At 58.8% G+C, this 21,749-nt stretch carries 14 protein-coding genes and 8 pseudogenes; 8 read left to right on the forward strand and 14 right to left on the reverse strand.

Annotated elements, in window-relative coordinates:
- Nucleotides 1-538: 538 nt before the first annotated feature.
- The 3 genes and pseudogenes from BN2476_RS49750 to BN2476_RS30160 all read left to right on the forward strand — a co-directional run.
- The gene (locus BN2476_RS49750) at nt 539-919 is read left to right on the forward strand and encodes a hypothetical protein (protein WP_162497894.1); all 381 of its coding nucleotides are present in this window, start codon (nt 539-541) and stop codon (nt 917-919) included.
- A gap of 130 nt (nt 920-1,049) precedes the next feature.
- Complete coding sequence (locus tag BN2476_RS30150) at nt 1,050-1,313, forward strand: hypothetical protein (RefSeq protein ID WP_087737949.1); 264 nt, start codon at nt 1,050-1,052, stop codon at nt 1,311-1,313.
- A 519-nt stretch (nt 1,314-1,832) separates the two neighbouring features.
- A pseudogene (locus BN2476_RS30160) lies at nt 1,833-2,288 on the forward strand (DDE-type integrase/transposase/recombinase); the annotation flags it as partial.
- A 64-nt stretch (nt 2,289-2,352) separates the two neighbouring features.
- Here BN2476_RS30160 and BN2476_RS30165 read toward each other — a convergent pair.
- The 5 genes from BN2476_RS30165 to BN2476_RS30185 all read right to left on the reverse strand — a co-directional run bounded on the left by BN2476_RS30165 (nt 2,353) and on the right by BN2476_RS30185 (nt 8,291).
- On the reverse strand, nt 2,353-3,231 hold the full coding sequence (locus BN2476_RS30165; RefSeq protein WP_087737876.1) for a transporter substrate-binding domain-containing protein: 879 nt from the start codon (nt 3,229-3,231) through the stop codon (nt 2,353-2,355).
- A 165-nt stretch (nt 3,232-3,396) separates the two neighbouring features.
- Nucleotides 3,397-4,029 carry a response regulator gene (locus tag BN2476_RS30170; RefSeq protein ID WP_087737877.1) on the reverse strand — a complete coding sequence of 211 codons (633 nt, stop codon included), beginning with the start codon at nt 4,027-4,029 and terminating at the stop codon, nt 3,397-3,399.
- Nucleotides 4,026-5,651, reverse strand: coding sequence for a response regulator (locus BN2476_RS30175; protein WP_087737878.1), 1,626 nt, complete (start codon nt 5,649-5,651; stop codon nt 4,026-4,028). Before BN2476_RS30175 ends, BN2476_RS30170 begins: the two co-directional genes overlap by 4 nt.
- On the reverse strand, nt 5,648-7,804 hold the full coding sequence (locus BN2476_RS30180; RefSeq protein WP_087737879.1) for an ATP-binding protein: 2,157 nt from the start codon (nt 7,802-7,804) through the stop codon (nt 5,648-5,650). Before BN2476_RS30180 ends, BN2476_RS30175 begins: the two co-directional genes overlap by 4 nt.
- Nucleotides 7,805-7,970: 166 nt before the next feature.
- The gene (locus BN2476_RS30185) at nt 7,971-8,291 is read right to left on the reverse strand and encodes a hypothetical protein (RefSeq protein ID WP_087737950.1); all 321 of its coding nucleotides are present in this window, start codon (nt 8,289-8,291) and stop codon (nt 7,971-7,973) included.
- Between the two features lie 380 nt (nt 8,292-8,671).
- On the opposite strand from BN2476_RS30185, the gene BN2476_RS30190 reads away from it, so the two are divergent.
- The 3 genes and pseudogenes from BN2476_RS30190 to BN2476_RS48595 form a co-directional block, all read left to right on the forward strand.
- Nucleotides 8,672-8,881: a hypothetical protein gene (locus BN2476_RS30190; protein ID WP_087737880.1), complete on the forward strand. Its 210-nt coding sequence runs from the start codon at nt 8,672-8,674 to the stop codon at nt 8,879-8,881.
- Between the two features lie 239 nt (nt 8,882-9,120).
- Nucleotides 9,121-9,252 (forward strand): annotated as a pseudogene (gene nifW / locus BN2476_RS48590) (nitrogenase-stabilizing/protective NifW family protein); the annotation flags it as partial.
- 147 nt (nt 9,253-9,399) lie between these two features.
- Nucleotides 9,400-9,632 (forward strand): annotated as a pseudogene (locus tag BN2476_RS48595) (adenine nucleotide alpha hydrolase family protein); the annotation flags it as partial.
- Nucleotides 9,633-9,704: 72 nt separating this feature from the next.
- On the opposite strand, the gene BN2476_RS30205 reads toward BN2476_RS48595, so the two are convergent.
- Entirely contained in the window at nt 9,705-10,601 is an 897-nt protein-coding gene (locus BN2476_RS30205; RefSeq protein ID WP_235851026.1) for a cytolethal distending toxin subunit B family protein, read from the reverse strand.
- Between the two features lie 346 nt (nt 10,602-10,947).
- Nucleotides 10,948-11,979: a 7-carboxy-7-deazaguanine synthase QueE gene (gene queE / locus BN2476_RS30210; RefSeq protein ID WP_235851027.1), complete on the reverse strand. Its 1,032-nt coding sequence runs from the start codon at nt 11,977-11,979 to the stop codon at nt 10,948-10,950.
- Nucleotides 11,980-13,299: 1,320 nt separating this feature from the next.
- On the opposite strand from queE, the pseudogene BN2476_RS47490 reads away from it, so the two are divergent.
- Nucleotides 13,300-13,496: pseudogene (locus BN2476_RS47490) on the forward strand (IS6 family transposase); the annotation flags it as partial.
- Here BN2476_RS47490 and BN2476_RS30220 read toward each other — a convergent pair.
- The 7 genes and pseudogenes from BN2476_RS30220 to BN2476_RS30255 form a co-directional block, all read right to left on the reverse strand.
- Nucleotides 13,482-13,848: pseudogene (locus BN2476_RS30220) on the reverse strand (transposase family protein); the annotation flags it as partial. The pseudogenes BN2476_RS47490 and BN2476_RS30220 overlap by 15 nt on opposite strands.
- 167 nt (nt 13,849-14,015) lie before the next feature.
- On the reverse strand, nt 14,016-15,281 hold the full coding sequence (locus tag BN2476_RS30225) for an enolase-like domain-containing protein (protein ID WP_087737883.1): 1,266 nt from the start codon (nt 15,279-15,281) through the stop codon (nt 14,016-14,018).
- The gene (locus tag BN2476_RS30230; protein ID WP_087737884.1) at nt 15,278-16,213 is read right to left on the reverse strand and encodes a transketolase family protein; all 936 of its coding nucleotides are present in this window, start codon (nt 16,211-16,213) and stop codon (nt 15,278-15,280) included. Before BN2476_RS30230 ends, BN2476_RS30225 begins: the two co-directional genes overlap by 4 nt.
- Complete coding sequence (locus BN2476_RS30235; protein ID WP_087737885.1) at nt 16,206-17,024, reverse strand: transketolase; 819 nt, start codon at nt 17,022-17,024, stop codon at nt 16,206-16,208. Before BN2476_RS30235 ends, BN2476_RS30230 begins: the two co-directional genes overlap by 8 nt.
- 572 nt (nt 17,025-17,596) lie before the next feature.
- Complete coding sequence (gene aepX, locus BN2476_RS30240) at nt 17,597-18,511, reverse strand: phosphoenolpyruvate mutase (protein WP_087737886.1); 915 nt, start codon at nt 18,509-18,511, stop codon at nt 17,597-17,599.
- An 802-nt stretch (nt 18,512-19,313) separates the two neighbouring features.
- A pseudogene (locus BN2476_RS30250) lies at nt 19,314-19,670 on the reverse strand (DDE-type integrase/transposase/recombinase); the annotation flags it as partial.
- A 36-nt stretch (nt 19,671-19,706) separates the two neighbouring features.
- Nucleotides 19,707-19,978, reverse strand: a pseudogene (locus BN2476_RS30255) (transposase); the annotation flags it as partial.
- Between the two features lie 214 nt (nt 19,979-20,192).
- On the opposite strand from BN2476_RS30255, the pseudogene BN2476_RS30260 reads away from it, so the two are divergent.
- Nucleotides 20,193-21,508 (forward strand): annotated as a pseudogene (locus tag BN2476_RS30260) (IS701 family transposase).
- Nucleotides 21,509-21,749 lie beyond the last annotated feature (241 nt).

Genomic DNA, 21,749 nt, shown 5'->3' on the forward strand with positions numbered 1-21,749 from the left:
AGGCTCCATGCTGGCAGGCATACAAACTGACCCGACGCCATCTCCGGTGGTCCGCGCAGCCGAAGTCGACGTTGCGGCACTGCCGGTTTTTGGCCCCGCTCGTTGGTGACGGCAGCGCAACTTTCCAGCTGCAACTACAGCAATCATCGAGCCTAGCCGTCGCTGGGGACCTGTGCGCATAGCGCCACGGGCGGCCTGCGGTGCGTCAGGGACGGGAGCTGTTGATGTTGTAAGAAGAAGTCAGCGAATTGCAACGGGCTGCCAGCAGGCGATGGTCGAGTCGATGCCCGCAGATGCACGAGCTCGACGCGTCGTTGCAGCGTCTTGGCGACCTCGCGAGCGCCACGAGCAACAAGGAAAAAGGACGTGAAACGTACCAGCGGATTGGCTTGCCGGAGACTGGCCCGTACGAGCGTCGAAGAAGAGACGAACGGCTACGGCCGCCGTGCTTTCCACATGAGACAGCTATTCCGCTCGGTGTCGAACGACCGAGCAGGGTCTATTTCGTTGAAAAACTGCGCTTTCGCGCGCGGGCGCGGTGATTTTTGGTCATGCAATCGACGCGCTCAGCGTTTTTTCCGATCGCGCTGCTTCTGCGCATCGCTTCGCGATGCGTATCAACCCGCCGCTGCCGCCATTTCTTCCTGCTTTGGCATCAACCACTTCGCCATTCGCCTCAGATTCTGTGCAGTTGCAGCCAGCAAGAACTCGTCATGGGCACCTGACGGACCTCGCAGTCGGAGACGATTTGTGGCTCGAGGACTCCGGTATCTTTTGGCACATGATGGCCCGAAGTCCAGTTCACTCCGACATGCAGTCGGAAAACGACACGGCGAAGTCCGCCGAAACATGCGTCCGTCCGAAATGGGCGACTTATGTACATGAGATCGTTCACCGCAATCGCTTCATGCACGACTAGAATTGTTCGCAGTTGTGCAGTCAGCCGGCACGAATCCCGCTCCGCGCCGGCATCAAGTACCGCCGTGGAGAAATCAGGGCGTGACTTGGTTAGCAGACCGGTGACATTTTGGACACAGCCTGGAGGAATGATGCATTTCAACCATCACGGCGTGGTCATCAAACCGTCGGTTACGCGAAGCGGCAACATGTTTGTCGCACGGGTGTCGATTCTCGAGGAAGATGGCGAGGCGACATCCCTGGGCGAACTAGGTCGTTTTGCGAATCGCCAGTCGGCGTTCGAATTCGCAATCCGCTGCGCCACGGCGTTCCTCGAGGACCAACCGACGCCCATGCCGCCATGCAAAGTACGCGTAGCGGAAAATACAAATTCGCCGCTCCATCGGGTGGACTAGGGCTCTGTGAGCAACGACGCGAACGACGCTGCTCAACATCCCTCCACACGAATTGCGGCCGTCGGCAAATGTCGCGCGCACGGCCCGTCGCGACGATCTCGTAGCACTGCTCACGCATCCCGCCAAGGAACGCGAACAGCGCGCCAATCGGGTCGCGCGTGTCATCGACGCGCTGCGCACCGTCTGACCGCCGGAAGCGCAGATCGCCGAGGACATAGCACAGTGGGTTTGCACCGCGCGATTCGTGTGCTGCACGAGCACGACATCACGACACTCGCCGGCCTCACCGTGCGCATACCGCGCGAGGGTCAGTGGTGGAAGGTTGTGCCCCGGGCTCGGCGCGGCAAGTGCCCGCGCGATCGAAGAGTTCTCCAACGCGCGGCCAGCCCTTCCGGAAAAAGCGCATGCATTGATTGTCGCCAGCCAGCGTGGTGACATCGTGCCATGCAAAACCCTGAAGCTGCCGCACGGGCACCGTCACATTGACGGGCTACCGGAGATTAGCGGGTAAGATCGCAGATGAAGAAAGCCAGATCGCCTTATCACGGTCACCGGTTTCTTGCAGGGCCATTAGCTGCGCGCTGAGCCGGTACCTCCGGTTTCAGTTGAGCCTGCGCGACGTCGAAGAGTTGCTGTTGGAGCGCGGCGTGGTTAGTTATGAAACCATCCGGCGTTCGTGCGACAGGTTCGGCGCGGGCTTTGTGCATCGCGCTAAAGCTTCTCACCGCAAACCGGGCGCGACATGGGCACCTCGACGCGGTGTTTGTAACGCCGCGCGGTGAACCGTGCCTGCTGTGGTGTGTGGTCAACCAACACGGCATCGAACTCGATATTCTTCTCCAGATGCACCGCGACAAACCGGCGGCGAAATGATTCTTCTTCAAGCGCATACTGGCGGCTTGTCCTGAAGTGGTGCCGGGCAAGACCGTCACCGAGCAGCTTCGCACCTATGCGGCTGCGAAGCCTGAGATCCCCCCAACTGACGAGCGCCTCGGATATTCACGAATCCCGGTCATACCCTCGGTCTGGAATGAGGGGTCTAAAGGCGCATCCAGTATGTATCGGGAATTGCTCGATCCTCGTCCGACAAGAATGGATTGTCCAGCCGTATCACCTTCCTGCCACCCAGATTCCCGCGTTTCAGCCCATTCTGGATGTACGGATGCGTGTTGAACAACTGTAGATACGAGCCGTCACGCCAGGCGGCCGTGAAGCCACGCGCGATCGTCGCGGCCAGCTCTCCATGATTCGGCGACACATAGAACAGAAAATCGGAACGATACGCGAGCAGCAGACTTTGCTCGACGGCGAGATCGGGCTCCGTCGCCCTGCGCGATTCCAGTTCGGGATACGCTTCGATCACACCGCGCGGGAAGTAGTCGACGCGTCGGCCCTCCAGCATCCTGAAGATCGTCTCGTACGTCGAAGGTGTCTGCACGCGAAGGCCGGCGTTGCGCATGATCCTCGCATCGATCCAGCCGAGCCCCTGCACGCCCGTCATCGAGCGAAGGTCCTCCAGCGTTTCGATCCGGTCAAAATCGACCTGGCGGTCCTGTCTGATCAAAAACACGCGATAGCCGATCAGACCGCGATGAATTGGAATATGCACGACGTTCAGGCCGCGCTCGGCCTGCGCCTCCATGCTCGTCCAGTGCAGGTTGATCGTCGTACCGCTGGCGAGTTCGGCAAGCGCGCGGCCGCGCTCCATCACGACCTCGAGCTGACGCGTAGTATACGACGCGTGGGCCGCTTTCATCGCGACATCCAGCGTAGCGAGCGCGAACGCCGCATGCACGTCGCGTCCCGGCCTGATCTGCGGATAAACAATGTCGAAATGCTGGTCCGGTGCGGCCCGCGCGGCAAACACCACGCCAGCGGCGGCACTCGCCGCCGTGATAATAAAGCGCCTGCGATGCATAACCACTGGTGACTGAAACTGGGTCGTACAGGTGGCTCGCTTATTGCCACCGAGCCTAGTGAAATCCTGTCACGGGCGGTGCCGCAAAAAAATGCGGACAAACCCCCTGACAGAATGCTCACCGATACTCGCCTCATCCCTGCATTTTGCGGGGCGAACATCCCTCTACTCGACGATCAATCCGTGCCGGATCGCGTACCGGATCACTTCGGCATTGTTGGAAAGCCCGAGTTTCTGCATCAGTCGCATCTTGTGTGTACTGATCGTTTTCGCGCTGAGCGCGCACGCGTCGGCGATTTCGTTGATGCTCCTGCCCGCCGCGAGCATCTGCAGCACCTGAAATTCGCGGTCCGACAGCACTTCGTGCGGCGGCACGTCGCCGCGATGTGTTTCGAAGACCATTGCATCGACGAGTTTCGGATCGATGAAGCGGCCGCCGTCCGCGAGCTTGCGGATCGCCGCGAGCAGCACGTCCGGGTCGCTGTCCTTGGTCAGATAGCCCGTCGCGCCCGCGCGCAATGCGCGCGACGCCACCTGCGCCTCGTCGTGAATGCTCAGCACGAGTACGGGAAGCGAAGGCTGCTCTGCCCGTACTCTGCGGATCAGATCGACGCCGCTGATGCCGGGCATCGTCATGTCGAGCAGCAGCAGATCGACGACGCAACTGCGCAGCTTGTCGACTACTTCTGCCCCTTGCGCCGCTTCCGCCGCGACGACGATATCGCTCGTGGTTGCGATGATCTGCCTGAGTCCGCCACGGACGATCGCATGATCGTCTGCAATGAGTATCCTGATCATGTTCGAGGTCCGCCATCGAGCGGAATGTGAATCGAAACCGTCGTGCCCGCGCCCGGCGCGCTGCCGATCGAAAGCGATCCGCCGATCAGCCGCGCGCGCTCGTTCATGCCGAGCAGGCCATATGAATAATTGCGCCTCACCACTTGCTGATCGAAGCCGCGGCCGTCGTCACGCACCTGCAGTTCGAACTTCTCCGTGGTCGAGATCAGCGTCACGTCCACGCGCGTCGCGTCGGCATGACGTGTGACGTTCGTCAGAGAGGCCTGCACGATGCGGAACACAGCCGTCGCGTGCGCATCCGACAGCGCGGGCTCGCCACCGACGATGCGCAACTCGCAAGGAATCGGATTGCGGCGGTTGAACTCGTCAACGAGCCATTCGAGCGCCGACACGATGCCGAAATTGAGTGCAGCCGGCCGCAAATGACTCGCGACGTTGCGCACCATCCAGATCGTGCCTTCGACCAGTTCGCGCATGTCATCGGCTTTTTTCGTTGCTTCCGGATCGTGCGTGAGGCGCATCTTGAGCAGCGACACGTCCATTTTGAGCGCAGTCAGCAACTGGCCAAGCTCGTCGTGAATCTCCATCGCGATGCGCTTTCTCTCCTCTTCGCGGATCGCCTCCATGTACGCGGACAGCTCGCGCTGCTGCTCGCGTGATTCGACGAGTTCCTGTTCCATCTGCTTGCGCCCCGTGATGTCGTTCAGGCCGACATAGATCGCGGGAGAATCGTCGTAGGTCGCGACGCGCGCCGTCGCCATCGACCAGAACTGCGTGCCGTCCGGGCGCCGGAACTGCACCTCCGCATTGCGCAGGCTGCCCTCCGTCCTCAGATGCTGTATCAGATGTTCGCGCTCGCCAGGATCGGCGTAAAAATCCGCGATATTGGCCGACATGCCTTCGTCCATGCCGAAGAGTTCGCGCAGCGGCTCGTTCGTGTAGAGGAGGTGTCCATCCGGCATCGACGTGATGCACAACGGCACCGGACTGGTTTCGACGATTGCGCGAAAGCGCGCCTCGCTTGCCTGCAAGCGCGCGTCCGCGCGCCGCCGCTCGTCGATCTGCGCCTGCAGGTTCGCGTTGGCGCGCGCCAATTCTTCGGTGCGCAACGCGACGCGCCGTTCGAGATCGTCGCGCGCCTGCCATAGCGCAGCCTCCGTTTCCTTGCGCACGGCCACTTCGGCGAGCAGTTGCCGGTTCTGTGCGAGAAGCTGCTTGTGCATCGCGCGCAGTTCGAGATGGACGCCGACACGCGCCAGCGTCTCGTCGATGCGCAACGGCTTGGTCACGTAGTCGACTCCGCCCGCCGAAAAGCCCTCGACGCGATCCTCGTTGCCTGTCAGCGAGGTCATGAAGATAACGGCGATATCGCGCGTGCGTTCGTCGCGCTTCAGACGGCGACACGTCTCGAAGCCGTCGATGCCCGGCATCTTGACGTCGAGCAGGATCACGTCGGGCTGCGAGAATGCCGCACGCTCCAGCGCTTCGATGCCGTCGAGCGCGACCAGCACGCGGATGCCGCGCGCTTCGAGACTGTCGACGACCACGCCGAGATTCGCGGGCAGATCGTCGACGATCAGGACCGTGCCCGTATGTGCGACCGAGGCGGCGAGAGGGCTCATGATGCGGTGTTCCCCTCCAGGTACCGCTCGACGAGTTGCAGGATCGCCTTCGACTGATACGCGCGCGCCAGTTGATGCAGCCGCGCGGCGAACGCCGCATGCGCCGGATCGTTTGCCGCAATGCGCTCCGCCCACTGAACGATGCCGCGCATGTTCCCGTCGCGCGCGAGCTGATGCAGTTCGTTCATTGCATCGGCGGACATCGCGGCGGGAAACGTCAGAGGTAGATCCGGCACAATGTCGGCCCGCGCGGCACCTTGAATCCATGTGACACCGAGCAAACTGGCCATGCGTGCGAGCAGCACGTCGAAATCCACCGGCTTGGCGATGAACGCATTCGCACCCGCGTCGAGACTCTTCGCGCCGTCCACGCCGAACGGCGTCGCCGATACCGCGATGATCGGCACGTGCGCGAATTCGGGTATCGCGCGCAGACGCTGCGTCACTTCGAGACCATCGATGCCTGGCATCACGATGTCCGTGAGTATCAGATCGGGATGCTCCGTCTGCGCAATCGAGATGCCGTCTCGGCCGTTGTCGGCCTCGACGGTATCGAAGCCGAGCCGCTCCAGCAGTTCGACAACGACAGCGCGATTGACCTGCACGTCGTCGATCACGAGCACCTTCAGACGCGGGCCTTCGTAGCCCGTGACGACAGGCGCGGGAATCTGCGCACGCGACGCCGTCAGTTCGACGAGCGATGGCGGCAGTTCGAACCAGAACACGCTGCCTTGGCCTACTTCGCTTTCGACGTGCACCTCGCCGCCCATCGCGCGAACGAACTGCCGGGTGATCGCAAGGCCGAGGCCCGTGCCGCCCGCGCGCCGTTCCGCGCCGCTCGCCTGCTCGAACGGCATGAATATCTTCTCGTGATGTTCCGCGTGAATGCCGATGCCCGTGTCGTGCACTTCGAAGCGGACCGCACCGCTTGCGCCTCGTCCGATATGCAGGCGCACGCTGCCTTCATCGGTGAACTTCACGGCGTTCGACAACAGATTGAGCAACACCTGGCGCAACCGGCGTTCGTCGGCGCGCACACCGGACGGGGCATCGGCGGCGACCGCGCATTCGAACGCAAGCCTTCTCTGCTCGACCTTCACGCCGATGATTTCGCGTATCGTATCGACGAGACCCGCGAGCGGCACATCGCAGATCTCGATGCGCAGCTTGCCCGCTTCGACTTTAGCGAAATCGAGCGTCTCGTCGATCAACGTCAACAGATGTTCTCCGCTTTGCTGGATCACAGCGACACCATCGCGCTGGCGCACGCTCAACGTGCTGTCGCGCCCGAGAATCTGCGCATAGCCAAGAATGCCGTTGAGCGGCGTGCGTAGTTCGTGGCTGAGATTCGCGAGGAATTCGCCTTTCGCGCGATTGGCCGCTTCCGCCGAGCGCCGTGCTTCGCGCTCGATCGCCGCCTCGCGCTCGTCGAGATACGCACGATGCAGGCGCATACCCATCGCGTTGAACGCCGACACCACGCGGTCGAGTTCATCCGGCTCGCGCGGCGGCGCACGCCGCAGGACGAACGGCCGCGGCGGCTCGTGAAAATCGTAATCGCTGACTGTGCGCGCGATCGCCGCCAGATGCCGCGTAACCATCCGCCACAGGATATAGAACGTGAAGAGCGCGACCAGGAACGTATTCGCGCCCTGGCTCACGAGGATCACGAGCGCGGTGCGTGCAAGCTCGTGATAGAGATTGGCGAGCGTCGCCTCCACATACAGGGTGCCGATGCGCTCCACCTTGTCCTGCACCCGGTACAGGATCGGAAACTCCCGCGCGACCGTCATCTCCGTCATGCGTTCGCCCACGGCCACGACCATCGCTGTGCCGGCCGACGGCGACTCGCGCACTTCGGCGGCGCGAATATCCGCGAGGCGAAGCAAGCCTTCCAGTTCCAGCTTCAGTTGCGGCTGATCAAGCCGCCATAGCGCTTCGCCGAGACTGTCGCTATAGCTGTGGTCGATATCGACGAGACGGTTCTGAATCTGCGCGATGCCGCGCTCGTAGTCGCGATAGAGTTGCACCGCCGTCAGGATCAGCGTGATCGCGCAGCTAAAGACGAGCACCGTCGCGAGCAGCCGCAGCACCACACTGCGCCGCACGTAACGGAGCCCGCTCCGCCATGCGTCGAACCTGTCGAGAGCCATATCTTCCCGCGAGTGCCGCCGTTGTGTGTCCTATTCTGCACTCGATGCCAAAGCGCGGTCTACCGCGGCCCACCCGGGTTCCAAACGTCAGATGAAACAACGCGCCGCCCGCAGTCACTGCCCTGCCCGCATGCCTTCGCGCGTTTATGCCTGCGATGTCCTTTTGTTATTCCGGCACCTCGCCCACCGCCATCAGCCGGACCGTGCCCGCCGGACGTTCTATCAGTTCGTCGATCAGATCGGCCATTTCGCACAGCGCCTGAAAGCCGTACGCGTCGAGCTGATCCCCATGATGGCGCCGCAAATAGCGCATCGTTTCACCCACCCGCCGCAAAGCACCCGGCGCACTGTCGGTCAACGGCCAGCAACGCAACAGATACGCGAGCGGCGTCACACTGCGCGTGTCGCACCAGGTGTCGAACAGCTGCAGACAGAGCGAATCGACCTGCTCGACAACGTTCTCCCGCTCGGACAGATAGGCCATCATGATGCATCGGTTCACGTCGGTTTTCGATGACTCATCATCTGCGATCAGAACTTGTGTCGCAGTCAGCGCAAGCGCAAACACGGTCGTGTGACATCCTGATTCGCGTGTCAGGAAATCCTTAACGCTCACTCATGCAGAAAGCCTCGGCGCCGGTGAAAACCCCTTATATGCCGTTGCTTNNTGCGCCTGCTGGAACGCTCACGCTCGGGCGGAACGTGTCGCGTGTGCATTCAGATCGACCGGCCGACCGGCTCGTTCTCCCTCTTCTTCTTTCGCCATGCCGACGGCACATGGCATGTGTTTCCGCCGGACAGGCGCCGACCGGAGATGGGGATAGGCCGCAAGGCAGCCTGATCGTACTGCAAGCCAGGGAGACGCACATGCACGACGACGCTTCGAATGCATTGCCGCAATATGTGATCGAACTGCGCGCGTGGCTCAGCGACTGGTACGACCATGCGTTCAATGTGGGCTACATCCAGCCGCCCTTCACACTCGACGAAGCGATTGCGGACCGGCTCGAGGGTTACTTCAAGGCGGGCCTGACGCCGGCCGAAGGCGCGATGGCGTTCTTCGGCTTCGTGCATTGAAAGGCGAGCGATGAGGTTTGAAGAGTTCGATGCCCGCTTGTCGCGCCTGCTGGTCTTGATGCCCGCCGGGCCGAGTAACGCGCTGTGCGCAACAACGCGGCGCGCAGCGTGCACACTTTGCCGATGTCCTTGTCGTGCTCGATCCATTTTCGACCTACGAAGCCTTTGCGTTCTTCCAATAGGGACTCTGCTAGAAATGCAAGGACTGATCGACCGAGGATGTACTGCAATTCTTTGGCATCGCGTTCGACCAGAAGGTTGCGAATGTCAGCCGCCTGCAAATCCTCAGACGCTTCTCGCCTCTTCCAATATCTTCGGCAACGGAAGCCGTGCCGCATGACAATGCGGCGACCCTCCTCACCGTCTGTCAAGGCCCGTCGCAACAAGACTGCAACAATTTCGTCGTGTCCCCGCCCGCGGCGGAGACCGTAGGATGTCGACGGACACCAGCGCGTCTCTCTCGACAATCTGCGAGCATCGTTGCCGACATGTCGCACCGCTTGGCCCTGAGTGCCGCCATGCACATCGTCGTCTGCGTCAAGCAGGCTCCTGTTTCGGCGCCGCAGGACCGCTTCGGCACTAAGGTCACGTTGCTCTGCACGGAACCGCCCTAGCGAATCATGGCGCCGACGACGCCGCGCTCGTCACCGATCGCGCGTTCGTCGGTGCAATCACGCTTGTGACCCCGTATGCGTTCGCCACCGGCATTCTGCAGATCGCAAAAGAACAGGCAGTCGATATCGCCTGCACCTAGGATCATTACCATTGACGAGATTTCCTGCAATTACAGTAACTGCTGCGCGCGGTCTTCGTTCTCACTCGTCTATTTCTTCGGCCAAAGTAAAACAGGAGTATGATCTGATACCAACTGCCCTATTAGGCTCGGCGTAAATAAGTTGCAATCAAAATTAGGGCCGCCTGATGGATTGTTCAGCCGTCCGGCAATCCCATAATCTAGATTGCGGCCGCTTGTTCTATGGGTTGGCCGATCCTCATACTGGAAAGTCACGTTTCTATGTTCTTGCGGATAGCTTCTCCGAAGGAGCTCGCGCAATTGATTGGGCTCGCGATTAAAATCACCAGCAATCAACCATTGGTCCGATATCTGATTTTGATTAAAATACTCCCAAACTCGAGCAACGATTGCTCCGGAATCCGTTCCGCCGTTTGCCAAGGCATGAATCCCGAAATAATAGTCAGATCCGAGTCTGATTCCCAGTATTGGCCTTGCTCCACTCCAAGCCCGCGGTCTAAGCAAGATTACTTGAGCAGCCTTTTCTTTACTGAGAATAGCCAGATTTACTCGGTTGGCACCAGTATCGACTCGCAAAAAATAAACGTAGTAATCGATTGGCCTTCTTGAGGTACCCAAATTCCAGACATATTCGTTTATAGGCGCGGCAACTAGATCCGGGTTCACTAACCGGCCATCCAATGGAAGTGGAGGATTAATCGTGATTGATGCAGGTAATGATCCAGCCTCCTGTATCATCATAACATCAATACGCCTTGAATCGGATGTCGCTCCATCATCTCGATTTCCAACTAGCACCATCCGAATATTTGAATTCCATTTACTCTCGGTGCTTGCGCTGGAGCCTTGGAGATTCCAAGTCGCTACGCGGCGATCGTTGACTGCCGTCCACGCATTACTAGGAAAATAGATTATCAGAAGAATAAAAATCGACAAAGCTCTCATCGGTACACCTTCTTTTTTCACAAATGCAATTCAATGGAATTACCACATCCAAGTATCAGGCGCCGTGCTGGTAGGTAAAATCCTATGCCACGCCCAAACCGAAACTACATATCAATCTGAATCGTAGCAATTCAACGGATATCTCGTACTGCGTGCCCATCGCGAGCGCCACGGCGGACGGCCTAGGCGAGCCGCTCATGTTCGTGCGTGATGCGATTCTCCATCCCGCACGGGCGCGTTCGTCCACACGAGCACGGCAGAATGCCTGGACGGGAGCATCGGCGGCGCTTGGGCAGGGTGACGCATGCCCTCGATCAGCTTGAGCGCCGTGGGCTTGGACTTTCTTCCTCGGACCGGCATGATGATGCTACCTGATGTTGATGAACTTATTCGTCTGCAACGAGACGCGCCAGCCGTAGCGGTGCGCCGCCTTCATGCAGATGCCCGTGGCGCGGGACGACAGACTCAGCGGCTGCAACCAGATCGGGGTGCCGCGCGCGCGCTGGATCGGGTCAAGTCTCTCGAGCACGATATCAATGTCGCGCTGCTTGCCGACCGGATACTTGATCTCGTTGGCACGCGCCAGCGCCTCATCGAGCACCGGGCGTCCACTTGGCATTCCGTACTTCGGGCTCGCGGTGACGAAGGTGCTGGGCGTGACGAGCGGCACGTAAGTGCCCGAGGTTTCGACCTGGACACGGTGATGCCACGCTTCGAGCTTCGCGATCAGCGGGCGCAGGTCGTACATGCACGGTTCGCCGCCCGTGATGACCACGTGCTCAGCGTCTGCCGCCCGCACAATGTTCGCGAGCGTCGGCACGTCACACCACGCATAGCTGTCGCACGGCCGCCCGGTTTTCTCGCCCATCGCCCCGACACTGATTTCTCGCTCCGGCATCACCTGCCACGTGTGCTTGCTGTCACACCACGCGCAACCCACCGGACACCCTTGCAGACGGACGAACACTGAAGGTGTGCCGGTGAAGCTGCCTTCGCCCTGTAACGACTCAAAAATCTCGTTGACGGGATAGCTGCCAACGGGTGGCACGGCTACAGACGGTACGTCGCACTGCATTTGCGTGTCTCCTAAATTCGAAGTTCCACCAACCGCACGTCGGTGGCTTCCAGCACTTCGAGTGCCGAGCACGGTCACCAGCCACTGCGCCATGTTCTCGGCGGTTGGATTGAACGGGACACCCTGACCACCGACGTATCGATGCCGCGCACGTAGGCATAGAACGGCTCGTCGGTCCACCGCAACATGCGGTGATCCTAGTAGTCCTTGAAATAGCGGCGTCTTGATCACGCCAAACTCGATGACGCGCCCGACGCCATCAAGGGGGGCAGCTTCGAACACAAAGTGGATGCGGCCGTAGTTGTGCGATGCAGGCTCTGGCACTTGCCTTCATGCCCACAACCATGCACATGGGGCAAATCAAATTCGACGACACAGATCGAATAGTTGTCCGCAGTTCTATTCGCTGGTGATTTAGGTAATCGTCATCGTAATGTGCTTAATCATCCTGATTCCACTATTGCGACGCAGTCAGTTGATGCCGATTTGCGGCTTCCGCCGCAGACGTGGGAAGGGGGAAGTGCCTTCGATTCTCTAACATCGCGCTCCGTCAGATGTCGAGAGACGGCCTGGCGTAGTACTGCTCGTCGGTAACCGGTTTTAGCCAATCGACACATTTGCTGTCATGCTCCTTGTGGAGCGCAATCAGCCTCACGGAGGTCCATGGTGACGCACCGTGCCAATGCTTTCGGTTCCGCGCAATGCAGACCATATCTCCAGGATGCATCGCCACGATCGGTTCGCCTTCACACTGCATCCACCCACATCCCGCGGTCACGAACAATCGTTGGCCTAACGGGTGAATATGCCAGTGTGTTCGGGCACTGGGCTCAAATGAGACTATCGTGCATGACAATCCGGCCGGTAATGGCACACCGCGTGGGAGACGGAAATGTATGGTACCGGTACCCATATCAGCGAGGCTACGCATCGGCGGTGGCGGGTTCGGTCGATCACAATGCATGTTCTTCAACTCCTTTGTTATCAGCCAGGAACAGCGATTTAGGCTTTGCGCGGTCGCGTCTTCAGCAGATATCCGAGAACTCCATACACCGTTAGTTGTCCGGCAACGCTTTCGTTCGAGCCAGCCGATCCGGTCCTTAAGGTTGACCTCCCATCCGCCGCTGGCTGACATCATCGTCGACGAGGTTGATCAGCGGACAACGAGTTGTCGCGTGCTGTCGAGTTCTCACTGTCCGGAGCGTGCCCGTGCAAACAGCGTTCTTGCAGGTTTCGTGCCATGCGCGCCCGCATTCTATACAGCGCTTTTCATTTCTATTTATCCCACTGCATTCGTTGTGTACACATCGGATATCGTCATGTCATCTTTGCGACAAAGCATCCGCGATCGTGTAACAAAAGCACTACGATCGCCTTTGGTGTTGGGACGACACGAGCTTGATGCACGCCCATCCGAGAAATGCGCTCTGTTCCGTTGTTAGCCGGTATGTATTCGCGGACATGCCTATGGTGCGACCGAAGGCGGAACGGGTACTGAGCGAAGACAAGCGCTCGCAATTTTCACTTCGTTAGTGCGTTCACGTTCGATTTCGGGGGGCCGGTCGCGCATGCGCGCATCGTACGGCTCTGGCGCGTTACCGAAGTCAAGTAGAATATTTCGAATCGAAAGGTACGGCAAGCGCCATGGCAAAGACGAAGAAACCGCGGAGGACGTTACTCGCCGGTATTGACAGAGTGGCAAAGCGGCTCCATTTTCAGCTGCACGTGATCCTGCTATGAGGACGCTCGTACGTGGCGCTCTCGCTGAGTCTGCCGAACGGTGTATCGAGGTCGACCACTCGAGCATACACCACTGGTTGATCAAGCTCATACCACGTTTCGCCGCGGTTCTTGTCGCGCCGCTTCTGAAGAAGGAATGTCGGGTTCGACGCCGTCTTGGTCGACCACACGCTACAGCAGCCATGGTTCGCCGCGCGGCGTCACGAGTACCTCGTCGAGGTACCATGTTGCGCCCGGTTTGCGTCGAGCAGCTTTAACGCGATGTGCAAAGCCTGCGCCGAATTTATCGCACCAACGCCGGATCGTTTCATAACTGACCACGGCGCCGCGCTCGAACAGCAACTCTGCGATGTCACGCAAACTCAGCTGAAACCGGAAGTACCAACTCACCGCGCAGCTAACGACTGCCGCAGGGAACCGGTGACCGTGATAGAGCGATCTCGTCTTTGTCACATCTGATCATGATGTCCGGGCTTGAGACCCCACGTATGCATGGCCGAAGGATTGACGTACTGTTCGTTGCATACCTCCCACCCGGAACCGGTTCGGCAGCACGGCTTTTGACTGGCACCCGGCAAACGATATGTTTCACTGTTTCCACTTCCGTCTCTGGAATATCGCTAGCTGAGTAGCGCGGCGCCGCGTGCGAACCTGAGCAGCGAGTTCAGCTTGATAATGCGGTCCATTCGGGCGGGGCCGCCGAATTTCAGATAGTCGGCTCGGCCAGCAAGGGCAAGGTGCGTGATCGAATCGTCGTCGTTTTCTCCACTTCGCTGCGACACGACAGTCAGCAGGCCATGACCTTTTCCCATTGCCAGTGCCTCCATCGCGCCTGTTAATGTGCCGACCTGATTCGGTTTAACGAGTACGCCTTGTATGAGTCCCTCCGTGCAAGCACTGTCGATACGCCACGAATTGGAGGCACACAAATCATCGGCGACCATGCGAGCCTGTCCGCGATGCTTCTGGAACGATCTCCAGCCGCGAACGTCCCGTTCCGCGAATCCATCCTCGATGAACGAGATATGAAAGGCCGATATCAACCGGCTGTATTCGTCGCACAAGGCATCCAGGTTTTCGCCTGATGCGCCCTCGTTGCCATTGTCCAGTGCCGGCCACGGATACGTGTAGCGTCCATCCCCGTCGAAATAATCCGAAGCAGCCAGGTCCAAGCCAAGCGTAAAATCCGTCCCCACTGAGTAGCCTGCCCCTGAAGCCGCCTCCAGTATCAAGGCCAGCGGAAACTCGCAGTCCGCTGACGCGAGCAGCAGCGCTCCCTGCGGACTATCTCCAGCCACGATTCCTTGACGGGCAAGCAAGCTTCGCATGGCATTGCGAACGTCGATTCCCATTTGCACCGCGCGCGGAACGTCCAGACCGTTTTCGGGAATCAGCAGAAATTCGACACCGCCGATACCAGATCCTTCGATCGACGCTCCGTCAATTATGTTGAACATCGGCAATGGCAGGTGCGTGATTTCGTCATCGGTCAGCGTCCGGTACAGAGGGATTCTCCTGCTCGCGGCCAGACCTTTGGCGAACGCAAGAGACGCGGCAATCGCAACGTTTCCGCCAAGCTTGCGAAACCGCGGCGACGAGTCTATTTCCCGCAATGCAGCGTCGAATTCCTTCAATGTCCGAAACTCTCTTCCGATCAAGGCCGACGGTAGCAGCAAACTCGCGGACTCGATTGCCGGTCTCGCCGACTCCAACCCTGACCGCCGCTCGTCCTCGAAGAACGTCGCTTCAAAGTCGCCGGTGGTTGAGCCTCGCGGCGCAATCGCGCTGCCACGAAGATGATTGCGCTCGAAGCCGAGACAGATTTCCACGGCGCCGCGTCCATTGCTGTCTAGAACTGCAGCGCACTCTATCGAACTGATCTTCACATTGGCTCCTTGACATCTCTCGCCTCGACGGCGTGCACGATGCTGCCGGCAATGTCGGCAGCGCGAAGGTTTAGGCCGGACAACAGTTCATCGTAGGTACCGCTCTGGGTGAACATGTCTTCAATACCGTATCGCAACACCGGCTTCCCCTTGTGCCCGACTGCTTCCGCGATGGCGCCCCCGAGACCACCGACTACGTTGTGGTCCTCGATCGTCACGATTAGCGACCAACGATCCGACGCCAAGGCCTCTGAAAGCTCATGAGGCAGCGGTTTTAGGCGCTGCAAGGCGACGACGGATGTCACGACGCCGAGCGAATTCAATTGAGCGGCAGTCTGGACCGCTACATCCAGCATGACGCCGATGCTGACAATGACGATCCCGCCGTCACTGCGAGTTTGCTGGTAGCCGTCGCGGATGACCCAGCTCACATCCGGCCGCACGGGCACCGGATTGCGCGCGAGGCGCAGGTACACTGGCCCAGTGATGTCCAGCGCCTGCCGTAGGCAGCTCTCGACTTCGCCATCGTCGGCCGGGCACAGAATCGTCATATTCGGGATGGACCGAACAAGCGCGAGATCGGCGATCGAGTGATGCGGCGCGCCTTCGGAGGACGCGGTGACGCCAGCATAGTGGCCGACGAGCTTCACATTGGTGCCGGCATAAGCGAGCGACTGGACCAGTTGGTCCGCCGCCCGGTGCACCATAATCGCGGCGAATCCGCAAACGATCGGCACCAGCCCAGCCTTTGCCATACCCGCCGCCATGCCGACCATGTTCTGTTCGGCGATCCCGGCATTGATGAACCGTTGCGGGTAGGCGTCCTGGAATCGATAGGTTCGCGTCGAGTGCGAACAGTCACCATCGAGCACTACGAGATCCTGACGTTCCGCCCCCAGTCTGATCAACGAGTTCGAGAAGGCTTCACGCATTGAGTATCCCCGCGGAGAAATCGCGCTTTAGACGGTCGGCGTCAGCTACCGAATGCCATTGCCAGTTGCCTTCCATATACCCAACGCCCTTGCCCTTGATCGTGTGAGCAATGATCGCCGTCGGGCGCGGGTCGGGCGAGTGTGACAGAGCCTGTTCGAGCTGCCGGAAATCGTGGCCGTCTACTTCAAGGACCCGCCATCCAAAAGCATTCCACTTGTCAACGAACGGTTCGAGCGGAACGATGCACTCAATCGCACCGTCATGCTGAATCTTGTTGTAATCGACGATGGCGTACAGATTTCTCGCACTATGTGCCGAGGCGAGCAGCGCCGCTTCCCAAACTTGCCCTTCCTGACATTCTCCGTCGCCAAGAATCACGAACGCACGCCTGTCAGAACCTTTCATTCTGGTGCCAAGGACATAGCCCAGGCCGATCGACAGGCCCTGCCCAAGTGAACCTGTACTGACATCGATGCCTGTGGTGAAACGCGTATCCGGATGTCCCTGAAACTGACATCCATATGCTCTCAACCGGTCGTTGGGCTTTCTGGTGAGAATCCCGAGATCCAGCAGGATCGAGTATAGCGCTGGTACCGCATGACCTTTCGACAACACGACCATATCCCTTTTTGCAAGCGGACTTTCCGGATTAACATTCTGAGTTCCGTAGTAAAGCGAAACAAGAATCTCAACGCAAGACAACGAACTGGCGGGATGCCCCGTCCCTGCTTCGGCAATCAATTGCAACAACGACGTCCGGATCAAGGACGCTCGATGTTTCAGGAAAGCCGTGTCTAGTTTATCTGCCATCGCTATACCTCCATCAGGATCGGAATGAGCGTGTCGTCTTGCATCGCAACGCTCGCGAGATCATCCGGTATCCCGGCGTCAGACCCGCCAAGCTCGTGCGGAAAAAGCACCGCGTCGATGAGGCGAAAATCCGCGCCGATCCAACCAAGGTAGCTTGTATGCACGAGTTCCGACAGATGAAGTGGCCTCGCGATCGTCCGATATCCGCACGCGGCGACACGCCTCTCCGTGATCCGTGCGAGGACTGGTCGCGATACTGCCAGGCAATGAGTTCCGTATTTAGTCACACCTACTAGCACTCCCCTGTCCGAGCGGCACACAAAACCATCACTGTCGAAATGTACTGGTACTTCATATATCATCCTATCTATTTCAAGCGTCACGAGTCGAACAGTTCGTGTAGACCGCCTGCGTGACCGGCGAGTTGGGATCACAAATATACGAACTGCCCAGTGCGCTGGAAATCTCGACGACTCTCCTGGAATCGCCTGTTCGATGGGCCGACAGTACGATTTTTTGTTCGTGGCGTCCCCGCCCGATATCGTTGACGAGGTTTCTCGCAATTGCCATGGTCATGCCGTCCCTGGAATCAGGCGCAGGATCTCCTCGATCGAGAAAAGCTGACCCTCTACCTCGTATGAACGACCACTCTTCAGAATGTCCGCAGCGACCTTGGTCATCGCAGGATAAGCAGCCCGCAACAAGTGATTGGCGTAAATTACAACGTTGAAGCCGGCCTGCTCCAGCTCACCGAACTTAATTCGGTTGTATGTTGTGGGGATACAAACCAGCGGGGTATCTCCGTCTCGGGCTCTAAACAGAGAGGCAAATTCGAGTACTTCGTCCGGCTTCGCGCTTTTGCTGTGAATCATGATTCCGTCGGCACCCGCGTCGACATATCGCTGAGCCCGGGAGGTCGCATCCGACATACCTTTTTCCAAAACGAGACTTTCGATCCTAGCGATAATCATGAATTCATCGCTATGTCTCGCCTTGCATGCGCACTCGATTTTTGCACTGAACTTTTCTGGATCTTCCTGAATCTGAGGAAAACGATTTCCGATCAACGAGTTCTTCTTTAGACCGGTCTTATCCTCGATGATCGCCGCAGACACGCCCGCATTTTCGAGCATCACTACGTTCATCGCGAAGTGCTCGGATTTCCCGCCCGTATCGGCGTCGATAATCAGGGGCTTGCAGGTGCTTTCGAATATTTCATTGATATTGGTGATTCGGCTTCGCATGTCGAGAATTTCAATATCCGGTTTTCCCCGCATAGTCGAGTCGGTCAGGGAACTCGACCAGAAGCCGTCGTACTCGAGTTCCGCTCCCGCCTCATCAATGACCCGGCTTGTCTCGACCACCAGAGCAGCAAGCGGACTTATCGCTTCCATAACGCGCAGGCACCGCTTCCGTTCCAGCGCATTTCTTAGCGCCCCGACGCGGGTGCTCCTTAATTTTGCGTCAAGCGACACAGAATAAGTCATGATTGCCCGCCTTTAATATTTCCGCAATAAACGAAGGCCGTGTCATTGAGTTCCTTCTGGGTTAGAGTATCCGTCATGATCTACTCCGTGGTTTTATATCCTCGAGAGCAGCTGCGACGCAGAAAAGCGCAGCAGAACATTTTGCCGTAGTTACGCATCCCATCCGCATCTCGATAAAACTTGAATCAGTGCGCCGCACAGCACCCGGGTTGCCGTTGTATAGCGTATGCATGAAGGAGCCAAGCATCGAGCTCGGGGGGCGCCTTCGGAAACGCCGCATGGCAGTTGCGCAGCCACCCTATTTCGCCGTTCGGCCGAAGAGCGTCTCGAACCGCCAACTATCCGCACAGGTACGGAAACCAGCACCTCGATTCTCCGGCGTTACTTCAAGGTCACGCATCGCCCAATGCGGGGCGGTGTCAACAGAGCGATCGAGATCGAATTCATGTCCTTAAGTCCGCAACAACTGTACCAGCGACGGAAACGGCTAAGCGCGTGGCTGAATAGGATGCAGAAGACTCACGGGAACCGGCGCGTTTCCAGTGTTGCTGCGACAAAATATGTGCGGTTTGTCGGGAAGCTGACGTCGCGCATGTTAGTCGGCGCGATTTCGGGAGATTGAGCCTCCCCCAAATTTCGTCTATCAGCAGGTCGCGTATAAATTCGACACAAAGGAAGAAAGGAGAGATGCTTGAGGGCGTTGTCATGCTGGCAATGGCGATCGAGTCAAGATGACCAGATGACGAAGACGAAATCGCTCTCCAGGCTTTGTCCCAATAAGGACCTGCTATGCTGAAGCCTCTGAAGAACAACGATCGTTCACGCGTGCAGCCGCTTTGACGAAAATGTGGGTTACCTGAGCGAGTTCAGGTATATCGGCCTTTGCGGCCGGATAACTGCGTAGCTGGTCGGTAACGATTCTGCGCGGCACCGGATTCGAACTCAGCACCCGCCGAAAGAAGCGCTTTGCTACGGGCTTGTCGCGACGCTTTTGCTCCAGCACGTCGAGTTCGGCGCCATGCTCGTCGACCGCGCGCCACAACAGATACGGCTCGCCGCGCAGCGTCACGAACATCTCATCCAAATGCCAGGTGCTGCCTGGCTTGCGCTGCACCACTTTGGCGAACTGGGCAAATCGTGCGCCGAACTTATCGCACCAGCAACACCGCCACCTCTCCAGCAACCTGACAGTGCCCGAATCGTCCATCGACGGACCAAAAATCCACCGAAACAGCAGGCTGTATTGAGTTTGCCCATGAGCTGACGTTCAGATCGGATACCGTACAGCACCTGCAGCAGCATCGCGCGCAGTAACTTCTCCGGCGCAATGCTCGGCCGGCCGCCCTTGATGTCAGCGTCACACATCCCAGCAAAGATCCGATCCATCTTCGCCAGATCCTCGTTTGCCATGACGCGAATAGAGCGCAGCGGACGCGGGGGCGGAACGAAATCGTCCAGCTTGCGCACGGAAAATAAACTTTCGGTGAATGTGTCGGCGCGCCGCGCATAATCTCCAAGGAGATAGAGATAGGTGAGCTTCTCACACCAACGCGTTTGCTATTCATCTCGACGACTATCGAGCGAGGTATTTCCGCAGCCTACTAGTACTACTGTGTCAAAAAATATTCTCAGCAAAGCGATACCTGGTACTATTGAATAATACAGACTTCTGGGGATCGCGATGGGAGAAGATGTCAACGAATTTGACGCGTATCTGAACCATCTAGCGCAGGCGTTAGGGCACGCCGATCGCCACGCCGGTCTCAAGGGTTACTGTTCGGGCCTGGTAATGCCGCTTTCGCGCAAGAGCGTCGAGCCGATGGCCGCGCATATTGACCCACTTCACGCGAGTGCGAAACACCAATCACTCCACCATTTTGTGGCCAAGGCAGAATGGTCTGACCGGGCGGTCCTGCAGCGGGTACGCAATGGGTGATGCCCGCGTTAGGCCTGCACGCTGCTGAAGAGGCTGGCTATTACTGGATTATTGACGACACGGGCTTCCCGAAGAAAGGCAAGCATTCGGTCGGCGTAGCGCGGCAATACTGTGGGCAACTGGGCAAACAGGATAACTGCCAGATCGCCGTGAGCCTGTCGATCGCGACGCAACGCGGCAGCCTGCCCATTGCCTGGCAGCTGTACGTCCCCAAGGAATGGATTGAAGACCGGGAACGAGCGCGTCATGCGGGCATTCCCGACGATCTCGCCTTCGAGACCAAGCCACAGATTGCGCTGGCCCAACTCCGAGAGGCTGTAGCATCCGGCATTGCACCGGGCATTGTGCTCGCCGATGCCGGGTACGGCGACGAAACCGCTTTCCGGGAAAGCGTAACTGAACTGGGTTTGTTGTATTCGGTAGGGATCCGGCCGGGCACCTCTGTGTGGGCACCCGGTACGGCACCGCTTCCGCCCAAGCCCTGGAGCGGGCGCTGCAAACCCCCGACATTGTTACGCCGCGCACCCGGCCATGAACCGCTCGCAGTGAAGGAAGTGGCTGTGCAATTACCCGCAAACGCCTGGCAGACCGTCACCTGGCGGGAGGGTAGCAACGCAGCACTTTCCTCACGCTTTGCCGCCGTGCGGGTTCGTCCCGCGCATCGCGACAATTGGCGAAGTACCGTTCGCGACGAAGAATGGCTGCTCATTGAATGGCCTGATGGCGATACGGAGCCGCTCAAATACTTTCTCACTACCGCCCCCGAAGAGGCGACCCTCGAGCAGCTCGTGTTCGTGACCAAAATGCGCTGGCGCATCGAGCGCGACTATCAGGACCTGAAGCAGGAGTTCGGGCTCGGTCACTATGAAGGGCGAGGCTGGCGTGGCTTTCACCACCACGCCACGCTGAGTATCGCTGCATATGGCTTTCTGATGGCTCAGCGACTCAGGATGCAATCAGGTGCAGGCGATAAAAAAAACTTCCTCGAACGCACGCTGCCTACCCTTCCCACGGATTACATCCCACGGGGCAGTCCAGCGCGCTCAACGCCACGTTCCTGATTCCATTACTACGTTGCGCATCCTGCTTGGACAAAGGCTCATGCAACGATGGTTCTCTTCCTGTACGGCTATAGAGCGCGCAATTCTGTAACACAGTAGTACTTCTATGGAGCAATGGAAGTCAAGCCTTTTCGCGATCCGTTTTTGCGTTAGTTATCTCCCATTCGAGAGTGCGGCCAGGTTATCCACGGCCGGCCGGCGGGGTCGCCTGTTACGACCACGACGCTGGCCGGCGGTGGAT

This window comes from Paraburkholderia piptadeniae (assembly GCF_900007165.1).
Classification (GTDB): Bacteria; Pseudomonadota; Gammaproteobacteria; order Burkholderiales; family Burkholderiaceae; genus Paraburkholderia; species Paraburkholderia piptadeniae.

Excerpts from the sequence above, each read along its gene's own strand:
- BN2476_RS30190 (WP_087737880.1), top strand. The coding sequence starts at position 8,672 with ATGCACGACGACGCTTCGAATGCATTGCCGCAATATGTGATCGAACTG.
- BN2476_RS30180 (WP_087737879.1), bottom strand. The coding sequence starts at position 7,804 with ATGGCTCTCGACAGGTTCGACGCATGGCGGAGCGGGCTCCGTTACGTG.
- BN2476_RS30230 (WP_087737884.1), bottom strand. The coding sequence starts at position 16,213 with ATGCGTGAAGCCTTCTCGAACTCGTTGATCAGACTGGGGGCGGAACGT.
- BN2476_RS30170 (WP_087737877.1), bottom strand. The coding sequence starts at position 4,029 with ATGATCAGGATACTCATTGCAGACGATCATGCGATCGTCCGTGGCGGA.
- BN2476_RS30175 (WP_087737878.1), bottom strand. The coding sequence starts at position 5,651 with ATGAGCCCTCTCGCCGCCTCGGTCGCACATACGGGCACGGTCCTGATC.
- aepX (WP_087737886.1), bottom strand. The coding sequence starts at position 18,511 with ATGACTTATTCTGTGTCGCTTGACGCAAAATTAAGGAGCACCCGCGTC.
- BN2476_RS30185 (WP_087737950.1), bottom strand. The coding sequence starts at position 8,291 with ATGATGGCCTATCTGTCCGAGCGGGAGAACGTTGTCGAGCAGGTCGAT.
- BN2476_RS30235 (WP_087737885.1), bottom strand. The coding sequence starts at position 17,024 with ATGGCAGATAAACTAGACACGGCTTTCCTGAAACATCGAGCGTCCTTG.
- BN2476_RS30150 (WP_087737949.1), top strand. The coding sequence starts at position 1,050 with ATGCATTTCAACCATCACGGCGTGGTCATCAAACCGTCGGTTACGCGA.
- BN2476_RS30165 (WP_087737876.1), bottom strand. The coding sequence starts at position 3,231 with ATGCATCGCAGGCGCTTTATTATCACGGCGGCGAGTGCCGCCGCTGGC.